Here is a 19356-nt window from a genome sequence, read left to right on the forward strand (position 1 = left end):
GGCGCGGAGTCATAATGGATTATCAACAAGTTGAGCTGTCAAAGGTACAAGACACAGCCAAACAGTGGCTGCCCGGCCTGCAGCTGCTGGAACGCTCCCTGGGAGCCCACGCCCTCATCGCCTTCCTGGACCACGACGATGCCCTGCAGCCTCTGCTCGCGTCCCCGGCCCTGACTGAGGACGAACAGCGTCAACTGATGCAGGAAGTCACCGCCAAGCGGATCACCGAGACGGCCTTTACCACGAGCATGACTCCGACCGACGCGGCGCCTGCACCGCAACTGATGATTGAGCTGTTCTTTCCCACTCAGGCCCTGTTCGGAATTCTGTGCCTGTGCACCGGCAATGACTCCCTGCTCTGCGACGATGCGCTTATCTTTGCCGACAACCTGGCGGGCCGCATTCAGCGGGACCTGGCCCGGTTGCAGCAGCACAGCCTCAGCCAACTCAATCAGCAACGAAGCCAGTCTACGCCTCCCTCATTGCCGACACTGCAGGCATTCATCAACAGCATCGAAGGCCATATCTGGATCAAGAATCTGCAGGGCGTCTATGTCTGTGCCAACCACAACGTCAGCCGTGACTGGGGCACCTCCCCCATCGGCAAAAACGACTTGCAGCTGTTTGGGCCCGAACGCAGTGCCATTTTTGATGCCGCCGACCGCAACGCCATCCGCAGTGGCAAGCCCATCGTCACCGAAGAGTGTGCCGATGCCGATGACTCGGATCAGAGCCGCTGGCTGGAAACCACCAAGAGTCCGGTGATTTCCGAGTCCGGTGAGGTGGTGGGCGTCATCGGCATGACCCGTAACATCAGCCAGAGAAAGGCGTTTCAGGATCAGTTGTCCCTGGCAGCCACGGTGTTTGCCAACTCGGTCGAAGGGGTCCTGATTACCGATCGCCACGGCACCATTATCGAAGTCAATAACGCCTTTACTGATATTACCGGCTACCGACGTGAGGAGGCGCTCAGCCTCAACCCCCGCATTCTCAAATCCGGCCGTTACGACACTGGCTTCTACGAAGCGATGTGGCAATCCCTCACTCAGGAGGGCCAATGGCAAGGTGAGTTGTGGAACCGCCGCAAGGACGGCAGCCTCTACCCTCAGATGACCACCCTCAGCGCGGTGTACGACGACCACCAACGCATTCGATATTACGTGGCGGTGTTTGCCGACATCTCGGAGCAAAAGCAGGCCGAGGAGCGCCTGGCCCACATGGCCTACCACGATCCGCTCACCGGACTGCCCAACCGGGCCAAGATGCAAGCGGAACTCAAGTTGGCCATCGAGCGGGCCGAAGAACACCATCAGCAGATGGCGGTGGTGTTTGTCGACGTCGACCATTTCAAACTGATCAACGACAGTGCCGGCCACCTGGTGGGAGACGAAGTGTTGTGCGAAGTCGCCAAGCGGCTGAAACAACAGGTTCGCCAGGTCGATACCGTCGCCCGGATCGGAGGGGACGAATTTGTGGTGCTGCTGTCGGGCATTTCCGATAGCCAGGCGGCCACGGCGGTGGTCAGCAAACTGATGGCCCTGTTTGAGCGCCCGATAGTTCTGGGCAGTGGCGATCAGTTACGCCTGACCTCCAGCCTGGGCATCGCCCTGTACCCCCAGGACGGCCACGACAGTGACACCCTGCTGAAACACGCCGACAACGCCATGTATCGTGCTAAACAGCAGGGACGCAACAGCTTCTCGTTTTTCACTCAGGCACAGAATGAGCGTTCATTGGAGCACCTGAAGCTGCAGAGTGATCTCCACGATGCCGTCGCCAACCACGAGTTGCGCCTGAACTATCAGCCGCAATACGAACTGGCATCAAACCGCATCGTCGGCATCGAAGCGCTGATCCGCTGGCACCACCCCAGACTGGGGGTGCTGGCGCCGGCCCGGTTTATCAGTATTGCCGAGCGCATGGGGCTGATCACCGACATTGGCCTGTGGGTGTTGACTCAAGCCTGTCATCAGGCCAGCCAATGGCTGTCTCAGGGGTTAGAGTTTGGCCGAATTGCGGTGAATGTCGCGGGCCCGCAACTGTTACGGCGGAACTTTACCAGCGAGGTTCAGGCGGTACTCAAGCAAACCGGCTGTCCGGCCAGTGCTCTGGAGTTGGAAGTCACAGAAAACTTCCTGATTCAGAACCCCGATGACGCTATCCGCAACCTGGATCAGCTTAGAGCGTTGGGAATCCACATCGCCATCGACGACTTCGGGACCGGCTACTCCTCCCTCAGCTACCTGAAGCGATTGCCACTGACCACGCTGAAGATCGATCAGAGCTTTGTTCATGGCATCAGCGTCGACAATGACAATCAGGTCATCGCCAAAGCGATCATCTCCATGGGCAACTCTCTGGCTCTGAATGTCATTGCCGAAGGGGTGGAGACCAGGGAGCAGGCGCAATTCCTGGCTCAAAATGGCTGTCGCCAGGCCCAGGGCTTTCTGCTCAGCAGGCCGGTCGGAGAATCGGTCATGCAGAAGCTGTTGACACAACAGCAGACCTCGCCGCTGGTGTAACGACTTAGTCGAAAGCGGCATGGCGTCCAACATCGTCCTGCCGGTCGAAGCCCATACCCGGTGAGGATCAGGCCCCTCAGGCTAGATCATGATGCCAATGCTGCCTAAGGCAATAAACAACACCGACAGAATGAAGCACTCTCGAATCACTATCTTCATCATCTCTCCTCACGCCAAATGGGTACCCCCCAGCCCCTGATGAGCCAAAGTCTGCAGCCGAAGGCCGTGCCTCCGCGCCCGTTCTCTTAGACAGAAGCCCGGCTTAACTGAACCGCAAAGCGCCAAAGCCTGACACCCGCGGTGGCAAAGCTGACTGACCCTGGCAGGCCAAAATTCGATGGCACGACTCAGGGAGTGGGGTCTCAAAGTTCGCCAGAGCGCATGGGTTACCATCGTCTGAGAACCAAGGACTCCATAATGACACAAAAATTGATTAGACATCAAATTAAAACGAGGGTGGGAGTGCATATAAATGCAAGTAGCAACGGTGATTTTTGGTAAAATTGCGTTCGAAACGACTCAGCAATGAATAGATACAGAAGTCTTCGTTTGACCTCAAATTAAAACATCAACACAGGTCGCTGCGGACTCTGTGAACCTAAAGCGACAAATTACGGTTGGAGAACGCCAACACCCTGCTGGCGGCTGCTCAGCTGATCGAGAGGATTGAAGTGACGGTTAAACACCGCCCATCGAGGAAAAGAGCTCGGAGTGAATGAGCGCGGGGCGACGGCCCTGGCGCGGCGACTGTGGCCGCTAACGGACACTGCGGCTATACACCTCCAGTCCCCGGTCCAAAGACGACAACCAGACGGTCAGAGACTGATGACCTCGCATCAATTCCACTTCGACACTGGTCCCCTCAGAAGCCAGTCCGGCCAACTTTAGGTCTTCGCGATTAAAGGCACGCTGGCCATCTATGGCCAGGATCACATCACCAGGCTTAACGCCCTGGCGACTGGCTTCGCTGTTGGAATAGACACTGCCCACATACAATTGATTCGGCAAACCAGCCCTGGCCAAGGCACTGCCATAAGCCTCACTGGACACCGACCGCCGCGCCTGCTGCCAGATCGCCAGTCGTTGACGCTTCAAAGAGCCGTCGAAGGCCCAGCCTTCGGACAGCGCCTGGTGCTGTAACGCCTGATCCAGCGCCATTGCTTGCTGAATCTGAGCCAGTGCCTGCTCGGCCATGCCCACTTCATCACTATCGGGAGTCGGGGTCTCGGTGGCCAGGGGGGCGTCCACAGCAACGCTCGCAGCCGTCCGATCGGGACCACGCTCCGACGGGGCAAGGCCGGCCAGTGGAATATCATGACGCTCGGCGATGTGGTACACCACCGCCATCAACAGCGCCAACTCCTGATTCAACAGCCGGTTTTCCTCCTGCAGCAACTTTAACGCCGCAGGCTCGGGAGCCGGGAGTTCAACCACCGGCGCTACGGAAATCGTCGATTCAAGCACGGTGGCGCCAAGCGCCCCCAGCAACACTCCGGCCACTCCCCAGCTCAGTGACTTCTGCACCATCCCCTCCTTCACCCTCGGGCAATTAACCCCAGTAAAACAAAGGCTGAGTCACATTACAAACGGGATATAAACAAGATTTTTCGAAGGGAAATCAACCGCAGTCACGACTCAATCAGATGAGACAGCCTGGCTTGATCGCCGGACTCATCCAACATCACCTTACAAATTCTAAGGCGATAATGACGAATCAGGTCTCGGTGGTGGGGGTCTTCAGCGACGATGCGCTTCAGGTGCTGATGCCAATGATCGACGTCCTGAGTGCTTTGCCAAAACGACAGGCTTAACAACCGATGCTCATCCATCATGCTCTGGAAGCGCTCGATGGAGATCAGCCCCGGATGCTCATTGATCAGCTCCAGCAGTTGACTGGCTAGGGCCATTAACGCGCCCTTACCGGTTTCGGTGGGATACACCTCAAGAATTACCGTTATCATCATCGCTCCCTGCTCGGGGTCACCCATAGGTGACCCCTGCTCCTCGAGGCCGCTTCTGTTTGCCCGAGGCCAAAATCAGCGCTGCGCCGTCAATTGGCACAGCTTGACGATCACCTCGACCGCCTGCTCCATTCCCTCTAAGGTAATGAATTCGTGCTTACCATGAAAGTTAAATCCTCCTGTGAACACATTGGGGCACGGCAGTCCCTTGTAGGACAACACTGCCCCATCGGTGCCACCACGAATCGGCTTGATGTCGGGCTCGATACCGCAACTGCGCATGGCATCTTCCGCCAGCTCGATGATGTGCGGATGGGGCAGCACCTGCTCTTTCATATTGCGATAGCCCTCCTGCCACTCCAGTACACAAGGCATTCCCTGAGCGGTAAAAGCCTGAGCCTGGGCCTCCAGGTAGGCTTTACGCAGATCCAGGGAGGTCAGGCAGAAGTCCCGCACAATGTAACTCAGGCTGGCTTCGGCAGTACCACCGTTGATGGCGACCAGGTGGTAGAAACCCTGATAACCGTCGGTGTGCTCTGGCGTTTCGCTGATGGGCATCTGCTGATGAAAACGAGTCGCCAAAGTCAGGGCATTGACCAACTTGCCTTTGGCAGTCCCCGGGTGAACCGAGTTACCGGTAAATCGCAACGTGGCACTGGCGGCGTTGAAATTTTCGTACTCCAACTCCCCCACCGGACCACCATCGATGGTATAGGCCCACTGGGCGCCAAATTTGGCTACATCAAACTCACTGGCTCCACGGCCAATCTCCTCGTCGGGAGTGAATCCAATGCGAATGTCACCATGAGGGATCTGCGGGTTGGCCTTAAGCACCATCATGGCGGTGATGATCTCGGCAATACCCGCTTTGTTGTCGGCCCCCAACAGCGTCGAGCCGTCGGTGGTGATTAAGGTCTGCCCCTTAAGGCTGGACAGTACCGGGTACTGAGCCGGGTCCAGGCGATCACCCTGCTCGCCAAGCGCGATAATGCCGCCATCGTAATCTCGAACAATCTGAGGCTTAACGTCTTTACCCGAGGCATCCGGGGCGGTATCCATGTGCGCCACAAAGCCGATGCAGGGCACCGGAGTGTCGATGTTGGCCGGCAGGGTCGCCATCACATAGCCGTTGTCATCCAGGCTGACGTCCGTCAGGCCCAGAGTCAGCAACTCGTCATGCAGCGCTCGGGCCAGAACCCACTGTCCCTCAGTACTGGGCAGCGACTCACTGGTGGCGTTGGACTGGGTGTCGAAGGTAACGTAATGCAGGAATCGATCTAACAGCTTTTCCATAAGGACTCTAATCTGGCTAGGGGCAAACGCCCATTATGCCAGCGCTCAAGAGCCACTGGGGGTGCGTCAGATCACGTCTGTGCCAACGCAACCTAGTCTGAGTGCGCTCGAACCTGCCTCAGACAGTGCGCCATGACCTCGTTGTTGTACTGGTGGACCACATTCTGAGCATTAAATAACTGGGGTAACTCCAGTAGCAGCACCAGGGCGATCAATCCCAAGCCCCAGGGCTGCGGCAATACCAACAGCAATAGGAGGCCCAGCAACATCATCGCCAGATTGAACATGCCACGACCAAAACGCCTCAGGTAGAAGTGGTGCAACCCGGCAACAAAACACCAGTTCAGGGCGGCATAGGTATCCGGATCTTTTACCAACTGCCGCTCCATGGCGTAGTATCGCTGCCGCTGAGGGTCACTCAGCGTCCGAATCTCCTGCCTCAATTGCTCTTCCTGTTGGCGCAGCTGTTCACTTTGCTGAGTCATGGGTACTCCCTGGGAATCGGGTCATGAATAATATGGGGACAATCCGGGTCACTGCAGCGACGAATCCGCTGCCAACCGAGCACAATGCCACGGCGGGCACCGAAACGCGCAATCGCCTGACGGGTGTATTCCGAACAGCTGGGCTCAAAGTTACAGCTGAGATTAAAATAACGCCGGGCACCGCCGCCGCGCTGATAGCGACCAATCAGGGCAAGGCACAGCCGTTGCCCCAAGCCTAGCGGCTGTTTCAACGAGTGCGCCCCAGAGTCACGATCACCGCTTCCCGCTCCCAAAACAGCAAAAAGCGCTTACGCTCGATGACCTGAAACACCAATTGCCAGCCGGCGGCGGCTTCCTCGTTGAGGGTCGCTTCCACTTTTTTCAACGGCAGGCCACTGGAACCCAGCAACAGGGTTCCGCAGCCGCCTTCGGCGATGTGAATCACTTTGTATTCGCTAAACTGAGACATTGTATTTCCAGACTAAACCACGATGATGGTTTAAATTACTCGGTTCAAAATACAAAAATCAACTGCGATAACAAATAATTACACATCAAGAAACCAAGGTCACATTCGCCACGGTCCAACCAGGGCCAGGACCGAGGCTCTCCGTTCAGATTCGGCCTACAATAACAGCTGTGGCGCGGCCGCCAGCAGTTGGGAGGTGGACAGGGTCTGACTGGCAGCGCTGAAGCTGACCTGATGCATTCGCGCCGACCACTCATTAATGGCATCGGCGCCACCGAGAGCCCAGGAATCGGCAGAGGCGGTCGTCACATCCACAACCTGCTGCCACTCCTTGGCCACCTGCGACAGGGCAAACAGCGTCACCCCCTGTTTATCGATCACCGCCTGCAGTTGCGCCACCACCATCTTCATCTGCGCCAGGGCCAGGCTGGCCTCATCCAGCTTGGCCCAGGCCGATTGCAACTGTTTGAGCAGCGACATCGCCGTTGCCGACAACACCACCTCATGAACCGTGTCCTTGGCAATCTGGGTGCTGCCCTTGGCAAAAGGCTTGATGGGATCCTGCTCGGTGGCCAGTGCCACACTGACATCAATGGCGGTGGCCACCACGGTGGTGCCCATGGACAGCGCCGACTCCGTCAGCTTTTGTTCGCTCTGATCGAAGGCATCGTTCAATTGCGCCACCAAGGCCATCAGCCGAGTCACCTCGGCCTCGTCGGCGCCTTCGATGGCTGTGGCAATCGCCGCCAGTTGCCTGACCAGCCCCTCACCGTCGGCAATGTAGGACACCACCTCATCCACCACAGAAATCACTTTGGGAACCGGATTGTCGGGTTCACACAGGATGCCAACCACCTCCTGCTGGGTCTCGATGTGCTTACTGAACAAGTTGTGAATCTCATCGGCCTGAGCCACCACTTGTCCATTGAGCAGCCCCTCGTAATAGGCCTGCCACAGCAGCTGTTGCCACTCCTCAAACCGGGTCACCAGGGTGCGGTTTTCCGGCTGAGTGCTAATGGCAGGCGGCAAACGCGCCTGCTGTACGGCGATCAGAAAATCATTCACGCTGATCAGGTGATTCAAAATTGGAATAACCGGTAATAACTGGGCCATTGGAACCTCCGTCATCTCAGGCTGGTGAACCGCCGGGCGATCCACCAGACCTGATAGGGATTAACTGTGAAAGGGAATTAGCTCGCTGGCAGCGAGGCGATCTGAATCCAGTTGTTGTCCTGAAGGGTCTGGCCCTGATGCATCCACAATTGACCGATATTGTCGGTGTAATAGACCTTATCGGTGTTGCTGCTGAAGACGCCAGTCGCGATGTGGTTGAAATTGGTGGCCTGCGGCGGCTGAGCCTGAGCATCGACGAACCACAGAGACTGATCGTCGGCACTGATGATGAACTGGCTGCCGTTGCTCAACTGGGCTCCGTTGGAGACCTTATCGGCACAGAAGCGCGGTGCCCCGTCAGCGGAGGCATCCAGGACGTAAGACTTCTGGTCAATATCGATGAGTCCCAGCTGATTGCCGTTACTGGTAACACTGGCGTACTGCGTTTCTGACACCAGGCTCCAGCTGTCGTTAAGGTACACATACAGCAGCTGGGAGTTGTTGGCCAGGGCGTACACCTTACCGGCGGCCACCGCAATCTGGGTCGCGGCATCGGGCCCCGGCAGGGCTGCCAATTTACGCCAGTCGGTGCCACTGCCGCTGTATTGGTACACCTGGCGATCCTCCTGAGCCTGGTTGATGCAAATCAGCGTCTCCCCTTCAACAGCAATGGCGGCCACCGCAAACTCTGAGATAAAGGTCCAGCGACCAATGTCAGGGTTGTAGGTTTTCACCAGGTAGGTGGGCGGCTTAGGGTCCGGGTTGACCGAGGCCCCGTCGATGGGCGCCCCGTCAATGGCGGCAATCATCTTCGGGCTGGCGACACAGCTCAGCACCGAACCCGGCAGAGACGTCCAACGGTTATCCGCATCCTGATACTGGAACAGCTGCCCGGACAGGCTGACACAATAGGCGGTGTTATCCACCGCACTGAAGCTGGTGGGGCTGGTCAGTTGAATGGCATTGGGCCAGATGTAAGCGGTCAACCCCTGCAACACCGAGGCGGCGCCGACAATCTCGTTCCACTCCTGCTGGGCCTGTTCCAGTTCACCGGCATCCAGATCCGCCAGCGCCACGCCGATGTCATCGGCCAGGGTCTGGTACAGATTTTCCAGGGTGGTCAGTTCCCGCTGGGCCGCGGTATTCATGGAAGAGAACCCCTGCACCTGAGTGCTGAAGGCATTGATCCCCGCCGCCACGGCCGAGTCCTCTTTTTGCCACAGTTCGTCGTTTTTTATCTTGCTTTTCATCACCGCAATCTGGCCTTTCAGGGTCAGGATCTCCGAGATGGCAAAATAGGCACCGACGGCACCGGCGCCCATGGCAAACCAGCCAAAGGGGTTCCAGAAGTTGGCGACTCCCACCAGACCCAGCGCAATGGCGGCGGCCGCCGCAAAGCCCAGGCCGATGATCTTACTGTTGTCTTTGCTGATCTGCTTGTTGAGATCCTTGATCTCCTGCACCAGGCCGTCAATCTCCTTGGCATAGGCGTCACTGAGCTTCTTCAACACACCGGTGTTGGCCGCTTCCACTATGGTGACTGCCGCATTCTGAAGGTTGCTGCCCAGAGTTTCCATCTGGGTTTTAAGGGTGTTGATGTCTGGTAACTCGGCTCCGATCAACGCTTTGAGCTGAGCTAAAGTTTGCTCGTACGCCGGCGTGCCCGGCTCCTGAGCAGACAAGATGGTGAACTTGGCCGCCACCGATCCACTGATGGTCTGAAAGGTATTGGGCACCGACACCAGTTGGGAGAAGATGCTGGCAGACCCGGAGCTGGGATCGGTATTGATCCAGGCCCCCGCCTGCCCCTGGAACGTGGCCACCTGACTCCTGAACAGGTCATAGGACTGTTGCAGCTCTGGATTATGAATGCCGGGGCCGGGATCCGGCCCGCGGAAAGTCACGGTGGGCAACTGTGCTTCGGTTAGCGAGTACACATAGGCTGAGATGGCGGCAACACTGAGTACCGACGCCGACGATTGAGCGGCAACCGCCATGGCCACCTGACCCAAGCGAGTTTTAGGCTGACTGGAGACCAGAGTCAGGGTCGCCGAGGTCAGCATCGCCTGGCTGGTTTGTGCCATGCCTTTGGCAGCAGAGATCTCTTGTAGATTTGACATAAAAATGGACGTCCTTATCAATCAGAAAAACACTTCGACCGGCACCACAACCACCAAGCCATACTCCCTGTGCTCGGTGCGCCGGCCAAAACCCAATAGAGTGTAGTTAATCCTGTTTGCGGCACGACCGTGCCGGTGCCAACACGGAACCACGACCGGGCAAACGCTTCCGTGGCTGCCTAGGCGGCAATAGCGCTCAGTGTATTGATAAGGCGATGTTTATTATTTAACTTTGCCGATGTGCAAACTGGAAAGAGACGGGGTAAGGGGCCCGGAACGAGCGCATCTCTTTCGTGAATCAGGGCGATTGTCTGACAGTCTCCATCCCAGCGTGAAACACCAAGCCGATGGCATCATCGCCACCGGCTTCCTCGACGATTAGCTCACCAGTTGCAGATCCGCCAACTGCTTATACAAGGCGTTTTTCGCCACCAACTCCCGATGGGTTCCCACGGCAGCGATGCGGCCCTGCTCCATCACCACAATGCGGTCGGCGTTAACCACTGTGGCCAGGCGGTGGGCAATGATCAAGGTCGTTTTGCCCTTCATCAACTCATCCAGCGCCAGTTTCACCTGCTGTTCACTGGCCGCGTCCAGGGCACTGGTGGCTTCATCCAGCAACAGCACCGGCCGGTCGGCCAGTAGCGCCCGGGCAATGGCAATACGTTGCTTCTGACCACCGGACAGGCGCACGCCCCGCTCTCCGAGATCGGTGTCATAGCCGTTAGGCAGAGCCTGAATAAACTCATGGGCCCGGGCCGCGCGACAGGCCGCTTGCACCTCTGCCAGGGTCGCTTCGGGACGACCATAACGAACGTTCTCCAGGGCACTGGTGGCAAAAATCACCGACTCCTGAGGCACCAGGGCAAACTGTTGTCTCAGTTCGGTAGGCGCCAACTGCTGAATGTCGATGCCATCCAGCAAAATCCGTCCTTGCTGGGGCAGATAGAAGTGCTGCAATAGCTGAAACAGCGTCGACTTACCCGCACCACTTGGGCCCACCAACGCCACCCGCTCACCGGGCTCAATGGTCAACGCCAGATCCGACAACACCGGTAGGTTTGGGGCACTGGGGTAGGCAAACCCCAATCCCTGCAAAGCCAGTTGCCCCCGAACCGGCGAAGGCAGCGACCGCGGCGACGCCGGAGCCACAATCGAGGGCTGGGTATTGAGCAACTCCATCAACCGCTCGGTCGCCCCCGCCGCCCGCTGAACCTCACCGATCACCTCACTGATGGTGGCCACCGCTCCGGCAACCATCACCGCATAAAACAGAAACGCGGTCAGTTCGCCGGCGCTAAGGCCACCGCTGAGCACCTGAAGTGCGCCCAGCCAGGCCACCACGGTGATGGCGCCGATGCTCAGGCTCATCACCAATGCAATCAGCAGTCCGCGGTAGTAAATCCGCGAGGCGGCGGCATCGATCACCGCCTCAACCCGGCTCTGGAAGTGAGTGCGATCCACCTGCTCATGGGTATAAGCCTGAACGGTATGAATCTCGTGCAGGGTTTCATCGACGTAGGCACCGATGTCCGCCACCCGATCCTGACTGTCCCGGGCAAAGGTGCGAACCTTGGCCCCAAGCACTTTGATGGGCACCAGCACCACCGGTACGGCAATGGTCACGTACAGCGTCATCAACGGGCTGGTCACCAGCATCATCAGCAGCCCCCCCACCAGAGTCACCGACGAGCGCAGCGCCATCGACAGGCTCATTCCCACCACGGTCTGAATCACGGTGGTATCGCTGGTAAAGCGGGAGATCACCTCTCCGGTACGGGTCGATTCGTAGAAGTCCGGCGACAAGGTCAGCAGATGCTGGTAAACCTTGGAGCGAATGTCGGCACTGACCCGCTCCCCCAGCCACGACATCAGGTAAAAACGGAAAAACGCCGCCGCCCCGCCCACCAGGTTGATGCCCAACACCACTAACATGATCTGGTTGAGACGTTCACCGTTGTCGCTGAGGAAACCTTCGTCCACCAGCAATTTGACTCCTTGCCCCAAGGCCAGCCAACTCAGGGACCCCAGAGCCAGGGCAACGCAGGCCGCCGCCACCCGGCGGCGATAGGGTTTTAACAGCGTACCCAGCCAGGGCAACACCGCGGTCACGCGACTTTTCTTCATGCAATTCCAATCTATTCAAAGGCATTCAATACAGATGCGATTGAACCATCATAAACAAAAACCGGCCCCTGTTGGGGCCGATATCCTAGTCGTTCAGTAACGGGCTGTGTCTGTCGGTGTCGTCAGGCACTGCGGGCATGCCCATGGCCTTTGCCATCGCCGGTCATCCAACTGACGCTGTTCAGATCCTTGCCACCAATGGCAAAAGCCTGACCAAATCCCTTCACAAACAGGCCCTTACTGGGCTTAAGACAGTAGAGGTTAAAATCCGCCAGTTGAGCCAGATTGTCGGCAATCTCACCGAAACGTTGCGCCAACGCCGCTGCCCCTTGGCGAAACACCGGGGTGTCGCGCTCAATCAGTTCGGCAGTAACGTCAAAGGTCAGGCGTTTACGACCATAAATGGACTTAGCACTGGCCTCGTCCTGCACCATCATTACCGACAGTTGCTTGTTCACCTTAAGGTTCATGCCATGGCGAGCGATGTCACTGACCATGATAAAAAAGCCCTGTTCGCCTTGAGCAAAAGGCGCATAGCTGACATTGGGCTGTCCATCCGCCCCCAGAGTTGCCAGCATCAGGGTCTGGCAGGCCGCTTTAAACTCTTCCATCTCCGGCAGCAGACGTTCCTGCAACCGCTGTTGTTTCTGATTATCCATAACAGGTCATTTCCTATAGTTATACGGCCTTTGGTCACTCATAAGGCAGCGACAACCGCCGCTGCCCCAGTGCTCAGGCAGCAGAAACAATCTGCTGCTTCAATGCGGTAAATCGTTGTACCTGATCCGCCAGCAACAACCGTTTTTTGTCTCTGCCCAAGTAGATCTTGAAGATAATGGCTCCAGAGGCATCGAACATCTGAATGCTGTGACTGTCACTGCCCATAAAGGGTTTGCTCACCAGCGCCACCTGGGCCACCGCGTCCAGCTTCAAATGACCGTGAAGCCCCTCCCCTTTGGTCACCAGGTTGTAGTAACCGTGGCCAGGCTTGCCTTTTGGAAAACTGCCTTTAAATTCGAAAATGCTGCCGGCAACGCTGACAATGGTGGTCATCGGTCCCCACTCCGGCAGGTCCGCCATCAGCGCATCCAGCTGCTCACGCGGCAACACCGTGCCCATGTCATCCGGCAGGGAGGCCACGACCTCAAATTCAGACACGCCCAGTTGGGTGGCAATCTGACCCGGCATGGTGCTGGGATTCTCATTAATGATATCGGCAACAGACTGAGCTATATCACTCATGCACTTTTCTCCATAGAAAGGGGGTTGGTATCAAGGTAACTGAGCAGGCCATTGCACAGGTTGAGCTGCCAAAAACGGCCCGCCAATGTAAAGGCCACCGCAGTGTCTGACACCCTGGCCAGCCCACGCTGCTGCCACTGGGCAAACAGTGGCCGGGCATGCTCATAAAGATCGTGTCCAAGCAACCGCTGCGAAATAACGCCCTTGTCGCAGGCGCCAACCAGCTGGCTCTTGAGATGAGTTTCAGATTTCGGCAACAACACCATGATCGGCCATTGCTGCTGTTCAATACTCGATTGGTAGCGCTCCAGATCCCTGGGCTGCATCAGGGCAAAGCCCCCCAGGTTGCCGCCGGCCCCTGCCCCCAGAGGCAGAATTTCAGCACCGGCCTTGACCATGGAGTTGTACAAACTGCGCTCGCGGTTGTCCTGAGACCAGTGGCAGCAACTGAGCCGCTGAAAATGATGCCTTTCCATGAACTCATTGCCGTATCGGTACATCTGCGACTTGGTGGCCGTGTCTGCGGGTGGCGGCGCCGTGCCTTTTTCGCACTGCTCCAGCATCGGCGTCCCTTTCAGGTCTATCAACTGATACAGGTCGACACCGCTGACGTTAGTGGCCAGCATGTCGTCCAGATCCTGTCGCCAGATGCGGTCGCTTTGATGCGGCAATCCAAACAACAGATCGATGACGATAGGGGCCAGCCCGGACTGGCTCAACTCGGTCAGGCGAGCCATCACGGATTCTCGGTCGTCCAGGCGCTTGGCCGCCTTACGCACCTGAGTATTGAAACTCTGCACCCCAAAGGAGAAGCGGTTAAAGCCCCCCTCCAACGCCCCGTTAAACTTGGCATCATCAAACTTGTTGATGCGCCCCTCCAACGTCAGCTCACAGTCACTGGTCAGAGGAAAGTTCGCCCGCAGTGCCTGCCCAAGCTGTTTCAATTGCGATGCCGACAGATCGGTCGGTGTGCCACCGCCGATATAGACCGCATGAAAAGGCGCACTCTGGGCATACTGAGTCCGGCCTTTACGTTCAATCTCCTGCAGCAAAAAACCGAAATACTGATCCACCAGTTTGCGACTGGAGGCGTACTGAAAAAAACTGCAGAAGGTACAACGGACCCGGCAAAACGGAACGTGCACATACAGGGCCCGGCGCTTATCCGGGGTGGCACCGGCACTCAACAATGACGACAAACGCTGCTGGGCCTGCTCTGGCGCCAAGGGTGGCATACCCGGCCCACCGGCATGGGCACCGCGTTTTTGCTCAAACGCGAATTTCAACGGCTCCGGCGTATCCTTGCCGGTCATCAAGTCATCCATGGTAGGGGTGAAAGGCATCTCAACTCCAACGAATTCAACCAATTACCACCAGGGCCAAACTCCTACCGCTCGTGAGAGTAAGTGACTGACACCAATGCTATTTCTTGGTTTTGGTAACTCAATGACCACGGACTCTACCGGAGATTGAGATTTAGATCAAATGCGAATCATTTTTATTTGCACTAGCAATGTCATCCATTCTATTATCTGTGCATCGTTTGTATAAGGATCCCTGGTTGTGACTCCCAATCGTTATCTACTGTCTGCCGTTACCGCTGTGCTGATTCAAGGCTCGGTTATTGCTGCTATGCCTGTGGAAGCCCCCTTGGTGATGCAGTCGGGTCAGGTCACCACGCAGATCAGCCTGTCATTGGCAAAAGCGGTAAATACCGCCGACGCCCAACCGGAGTCAAAACCTGAGCCGAAAACCAAACCTGAGCCCAAGCCCAAACCGGAGCCCAAGCCCAAACCTGAGCCCAAGCCCAAGCCCGAGCCAAAACCGGAGCCCAAACCGGAACCGAAGCCAGAGCCCAAACCGGAACCGAAGCCAGAGCCCAAGCCACAACCGGAGCCCAAGCCTCAATCCGAGGCGACAGCCCCTCAGGTTGCCGCCAAGCAAGGGGTGATGGATCTGCCGGAACTGGTGAATCAACCCTCATTTTTAACGCCACCGAAGCCGCCACACTACCCAAAATCCGCCCGCAAGCGCGGCCAGCAGGGGGTCACCCTGGTGGAGGTGTGGCTCGACAGTCTGGGGGAGCAGGTCAAGCTGGAGATCATCCAGAGCAGTGGTCATAACAGCCTGGATCGGGCGGCACTGGCAGCCGTTCAAAACTGGCAGTTCGCCCCGCTGTCTCATGGCTCGACCGCAAAGGCTTCTCGAATCCAGATCCCAGTACGCTTTGCCTTGAATTAACAATAATCCCTTAGGAGTTCGCCCCCATGGCGCCGTTCGAAACCTACCTCAACCACCTGGGCGTCATGGCCTGGCCTCTGCTGTGCTGCCTGACCCTGACACTGATCATCCTGATTGAACGACTGGCCAATGTGGCCATTAACGCCCCCTGGCGGGACCGCTGGCTTAAACGACTCGACTGCCAGAATCCACTGGACTGCCCGGCACTGGAACAACAACTCAGCGGCCGCCGCAGCCTGTTGTCCCGAGGCACTCAGATGCTACTGGGCCACGCCAGTCAGGATAAGGCGTTACGTGAAGAGATCGCCGGCCTGTGGCTGCTGAAACAGAAACGGCAACTGATGGCCGGCCTCAAAGTCCTGATGGTGATCGGCATCATCAGCCCGATGATGGGATTGTTGGGCACCGTACTGGGCCTGATCCAGATGTTTCAGGAGATCGGTGCCAGCAACGGTCCGGTGACACCGGCTCAACTGGCGGATGGCCTGGGGCTGGCCATGTACACCACCGCCGCCGGGTTGATCATCGCCCTGCCAGCCGTCGGCGGGGCTCACCTGCTGACCCTGTGGGCCGAACGCCAGTTGGGGAAAACCGAGCACGTGCTCAACCGCATCAACCTGTGGCTGTCCGGCATCGCACCGCGTTCGCAACAGGAGATTGCGGCATGATTCGGGTTCCTGAGTCTGCCGCCGACAGCGCTGGCGCAAGCGTCGACTTAACCCCGCTGATCGACATCATTTTTATCGTGCTGGTGTTTTTGCTGTTAACCGCCAATACCCGCCTGCTGGCATTGCCAGTGGACGTCCCCGAACAGGCGGAGTCGGCCCTGGGCCCGGTCAGCGAAGACAAAACCCTGGCAGTCAATGTTCTGGCCGCCGCCCCTCATTACGCACTCAACCAAACCCCTTACCGAGGCTGGGAGGAGTTTAAATCTGCGTTTCTGGCCGCCCACAGCCAACACCCGGACTACACCGTGGTCGTGGCCGCTGACAAACACGCACCCATCCAACCCTTGATGCAACTGCTGGCGTTAATGCAGGCCCGGCAGATTGACCAGACCCAGATTCTGATGGAGGAATAACCATGAATCGTCACTTTCCCCTTACTGCGGTTTCCCTGATATTCGGCGCCAGCCTGAGCCTGTCTGCCCTGGCCGCCGAACGTGTCGTCAGTGCCGGCGCCGCAGTCACCGAGCTGGTGGTGGCACTGCAGGGCGCCGACAAATTGGTGGCCGTTGACGTCACCAGCAAGGTCCCGGAAGGGATGGAGATTCCCATGCTCGGCTATCACCGAACCCTGTCTGCGGAAGGCATTTTGTCCATGAACCCGGATCTGCTGGTGGGCAGCGACGAGATGGGACCGGATGCCACCCTGAATATCATCCGCCAAGCGGATGTGGAAGTCGCCAGCCTACCGGCGGCTGAAACCCCGGAGCAACTGCTGACCAACATCGACACTTTGGCCGGGCTGCTGAACTCCCAAGCCACGGCGCCCACGCTGAAGGCCAAAATCAAGCAACAGGTTACCCGCATTGACGCAGCAAAAAACCAATTGGGTCGCTCCCCCCGAGTGGTGTTTGTGTTGCTCCGGGGCGATCGAGGTGCTCGACTGGGTGGCAACCACACCCCAGCCGACATGCTGATCAACCTGGCCGGGGGCACCAACGTGGCTGGCTTTGACGGCTACAAATCTGCCAACGAGGAAACCCTGTTGGCCCTGGAGCCGGAGATGATTCTGGTCACCAAACCCAGCATGGACGATGACGATGCCGCTAAGGAGCTGATCGAGTCGCTGCCACTGCTGGCGCACACTCCAGCAGGCAAAAATGGTCACATCGTCAACCTGCCCGCCAAGGCCCTGCTCGGTGGCCTGGGTCCCAGCGCCCTTGATGCCGCAGAGCACCTGGCTCAGCAAATGGTGGAGATCCACTGATGGACCAAGCCCGACTGTTGTGGCCGCCACTCATCGCGTCATTGATGGTGGCCAGCCTGTTGTCAATTACCACCGGGCCCCTGGCCATTGACCCTCTGGACAGCCTGAGGGCGCTGTGGGCCACCATAGCCAATACCGAGGTCACCTCACTCAAACCTCATGAACAACTGGTCATCAGTAACGTGCGCCTGCCACGCACCCTGCTGGCCATCGTCATTGGCGCTTTATTGGCGCAATGTGGCGCGGTGATGCAGGGACTGTTTCGAAACCCGCTGGCGGATCCCGGCATCATCGGCGTGGCCTCGGGGGCGGCACTGGGCGCCGCCATCTCCATCGTCATGTTTCCGTTTGCCGGCGACTACCTGGTGCCGGTGGCCGCGTTCCTGGGCGGGCTGGCCACCACCCTGGCGGTGTATCGTCTGGCCCACAGTCGCAACGGCACCTCGGTGACCCTGCTGCTGCTGTCCGGGGTGGCCATTGGCGCCCTGACCGGTTCCGGCATCGGCTTTCTGACCTTCGTCGCCGACGAAACGGCCCTACGGGATCTGACCCTGTGGCAGATGGGGTCTCTGGCTTCGGCCCAGTGGCACAGCATTGGACTGTGTCTGGTGGCCTTTGTCATCCTGGCCTGGCAATTTCAAAAGCACGCACAATCCCTCAATGCCCTGCTATTGGGTGAGGCGGAAGCCCGTCACCTGGGTGTGGAGGTGGAGAAACTGAAAATCAAACTGATCATGCTCACCGCGTTAGGCGTAGGCGTCAGTGTGGCCGCCGCCGGCATGATTGGCTTTATTGGATTGGTGGTTCCCCACCTGATTCGCATGATCATCGGACCGGATCATCGCACCCTGCTGCCACTGTCCGCCGGTCTGGGCGCCGCCATTTTGTTGCTGGCGGATCTTGGCGCCCGCACCTGGATGGCACCGGCAGAGATGCCTGTGGGCCTGGTCACCGCCATTCTCGGCGCGCCGTTTTTCCTGGCGCTGCTGCTTAATCAACGCAACCGGTTGGGGTAAACATGGATTTTCTGCACATTCAGGGGCTGGACGTGGCCGTGGGCGGCAAGCCACTGCTGCAAGGCATTACCCTTGCAACCCAACCTGGGCAATTCACCGCCCTGCTCGGCCCCAACGGGGCCGGTAAAAGCACCCTGCTCAAAGCCGTCTGTGGCGAAATCGGTCATCAGGCCGGTCAGATTCAATTTCTGGGCCGCCCCATGGAGCAGTGGCCTCGAATCGAACTGGCCCGTCACCTGGGGGTGTTGCCTCAGCACAACAGCCTCAGCTTCCCGTTCCGGGTCAGAGAGGTGGTCGAGATGGGGTTGTTTCCACTGAGTGCCGGTGCCAGTGAGTCCCGAATGATCGTCAATCACGCCCTGGAACAGGTGGACGTTTGCCATCTGGCCGAGCGTCGCTACCCGACCCTGTCCGGCGGTGAAAAACAGCGGGTGCAACTGGCTCGGGTACTGACCCAGCTGGCCCAAGCCAGTGAACCGCCACTGCTGCTGCTGGACGAACCCACCTCGGCGCTGGATCTGTCACAGCAACACCGGGTATTGGCGTTAGCCAAGGCACTGGCAAAAGAGCAGGGATTTGGAGTCATCGCGGTACTGCATGATCTCAACCAGGCGGGGCGCTATGCCGACCACTTGGTGGTATTGGACAACGGCGGCATTCGCTACCAGGGCAGCGCCAATGAGGTACTGACCGGTGATCAGGTAGAGTCGGTATGGCACTACCGTCCCACCATCGTCAACGACCCCAAATGGGGGACTCCTGTGGTGCTTTGAAGCGCCCCGGTTCCTCTCCCCTCAGGGCGAACGGCGCACGTCGGTCGCCCTTTTTGATCCCG

19 protein-coding genes are annotated in these 19356 nt (G+C 58.1%); 7 read left to right on the forward strand and 12 right to left on the reverse strand.

The features are described 5' to 3' along the window. Positions 1-14 precede the first annotated feature (14 nt). Positions 15-2522, forward strand: coding sequence for a sensor domain-containing protein (locus H598_RS24475; protein ID WP_051252743.1), 2508 nt, complete (start codon positions 15-17; stop codon positions 2520-2522). A 756-nt stretch (positions 2523-3278) separates the two neighbouring features. Here the strand turns inward: H598_RS24475 and H598_RS0114405 are convergent. The 12 genes from H598_RS0114405 to hutW form a co-directional block, all read right to left on the reverse strand. Beyond that, on the reverse strand, positions 3279-4049 hold the full coding sequence (locus H598_RS0114405) for a PDZ domain-containing protein (protein ID WP_028113627.1): 771 nt from the start codon (positions 4047-4049) through the stop codon (positions 3279-3281). Between the two features lie 101 nt (positions 4050-4150). Beyond that, complete coding sequence (locus H598_RS25670; protein WP_169629285.1) at positions 4151-4486, reverse strand: antibiotic biosynthesis monooxygenase family protein; 336 nt, start codon at positions 4484-4486, stop codon at positions 4151-4153. 72 nt (positions 4487-4558) lie between these two features. After that, positions 4559-5776, reverse strand: a complete 1218-nt coding sequence (gene pepT, locus H598_RS0114415) for a peptidase T (RefSeq protein ID WP_028113628.1) — start codon at positions 5774-5776, stop codon at positions 4559-4561. Between the two features lie 92 nt (positions 5777-5868). Beyond that, positions 5869-6261 carry a hypothetical protein gene (locus tag H598_RS0114420; protein WP_028113629.1) on the reverse strand — a complete coding sequence of 131 codons (393 nt, stop codon included), beginning with the start codon at positions 6259-6261 and terminating at the stop codon, positions 5869-5871. Then, the gene (gene yidD, locus H598_RS26110) at positions 6258-6512 is read right to left on the reverse strand and encodes a membrane protein insertion efficiency factor YidD (RefSeq protein ID WP_245595604.1); all 255 of its coding nucleotides are present in this window, start codon (positions 6510-6512) and stop codon (positions 6258-6260) included. Before yidD ends, H598_RS0114420 begins: the two co-directional genes overlap by 4 nt. Next, on the reverse strand, positions 6509-6730 hold the full coding sequence (locus H598_RS0114430; RefSeq protein WP_028113631.1) for a DUF4177 domain-containing protein: 222 nt from the start codon (positions 6728-6730) through the stop codon (positions 6509-6511). The genes yidD and H598_RS0114430 overlap by 4 nt, the downstream gene beginning before the upstream one ends. 156 nt (positions 6731-6886) lie before the next feature. Further along, entirely contained in the window at positions 6887-7843 is a 957-nt protein-coding gene (locus tag H598_RS0114435; RefSeq protein ID WP_028113632.1) for a hypothetical protein, read from the reverse strand. Positions 7844-7920: 77 nt separating this feature from the next. After that, the gene (locus tag H598_RS0114440; RefSeq protein ID WP_028113633.1) at positions 7921-9963 is read right to left on the reverse strand and encodes a hypothetical protein; all 2043 of its coding nucleotides are present in this window, start codon (positions 9961-9963) and stop codon (positions 7921-7923) included. 378 nt (positions 9964-10341) lie between these two features. Next, positions 10342-12090 carry an ABC transporter transmembrane domain-containing protein gene (locus H598_RS0114445; protein WP_028113634.1) on the reverse strand — a complete coding sequence of 583 codons (1749 nt, stop codon included), beginning with the start codon at positions 12088-12090 and terminating at the stop codon, positions 10342-10344. Between the two features lie 122 nt (positions 12091-12212). Further along, on the reverse strand, positions 12213-12749 hold the full coding sequence (gene hutZ, locus H598_RS0114450) for a heme utilization protein HutZ (RefSeq protein WP_028113635.1): 537 nt from the start codon (positions 12747-12749) through the stop codon (positions 12213-12215). Between the two features lie 73 nt (positions 12750-12822). Next, a complete protein-coding gene (hutX, locus tag H598_RS0114455; RefSeq protein WP_028113636.1) occupies positions 12823-13332 on the reverse strand; it encodes a heme utilization cystosolic carrier protein HutX in 510 nt (169 codons plus the stop codon). Continuing rightward, positions 13329-14675, reverse strand: a complete 1347-nt coding sequence (gene hutW, locus H598_RS0114460; protein WP_028113637.1) for a heme anaerobic degradation radical SAM methyltransferase ChuW/HutW — start codon at positions 14673-14675, stop codon at positions 13329-13331. Before hutW ends, hutX begins: the two co-directional genes overlap by 4 nt. A 220-nt stretch (positions 14676-14895) precedes the next feature. Here hutW and H598_RS0114465 point away from each other — a divergent pair, with 220 nt between their 5' ends. From H598_RS0114465 to H598_RS0114490, 6 genes are read left to right on the forward strand one after another with little or no spacing between them, the layout of a single operon-like run. Then, a complete protein-coding gene (locus H598_RS0114465; RefSeq protein ID WP_051252745.1) occupies positions 14896-15573 on the forward strand; it encodes an energy transducer TonB in 678 nt (225 codons plus the stop codon). 26 nt (positions 15574-15599) lie between these two features. After that, complete coding sequence (locus H598_RS0114470) at positions 15600-16241, forward strand: MotA/TolQ/ExbB proton channel family protein (protein WP_028113639.1); 642 nt, start codon at positions 15600-15602, stop codon at positions 16239-16241. Further along, on the forward strand, positions 16238-16654 hold the full coding sequence (locus H598_RS0114475; protein ID WP_028113640.1) for an ExbD/TolR family protein: 417 nt from the start codon (positions 16238-16240) through the stop codon (positions 16652-16654). Before H598_RS0114470 ends, H598_RS0114475 begins: the two co-directional genes overlap by 4 nt. A gap of 2 nt (positions 16655-16656) precedes the next feature. Then, positions 16657-17505, forward strand: coding sequence for a heme/hemin ABC transporter substrate-binding protein (locus H598_RS24485; RefSeq protein WP_035415949.1), 849 nt, complete (start codon positions 16657-16659; stop codon positions 17503-17505). After that, entirely contained in the window at positions 17505-18521 is a 1017-nt protein-coding gene (locus H598_RS0114485; RefSeq protein ID WP_028113641.1) for a FecCD family ABC transporter permease, read from the forward strand. Before H598_RS24485 ends, H598_RS0114485 begins: the two co-directional genes overlap by 1 nt. A 2-nt stretch (positions 18522-18523) precedes the next feature. Beyond that, positions 18524-19294: a heme ABC transporter ATP-binding protein gene (locus H598_RS0114490; RefSeq protein ID WP_028113642.1), complete on the forward strand. Its 771-nt coding sequence runs from the start codon at positions 18524-18526 to the stop codon at positions 19292-19294. Positions 19295-19356 lie beyond the last annotated feature (62 nt).

The organism is Ferrimonas kyonanensis DSM 18153 (genome assembly GCF_000425405.1).
GTDB lineage: Bacteria > Pseudomonadota > Gammaproteobacteria > Enterobacterales > Shewanellaceae > Ferrimonas > Ferrimonas kyonanensis.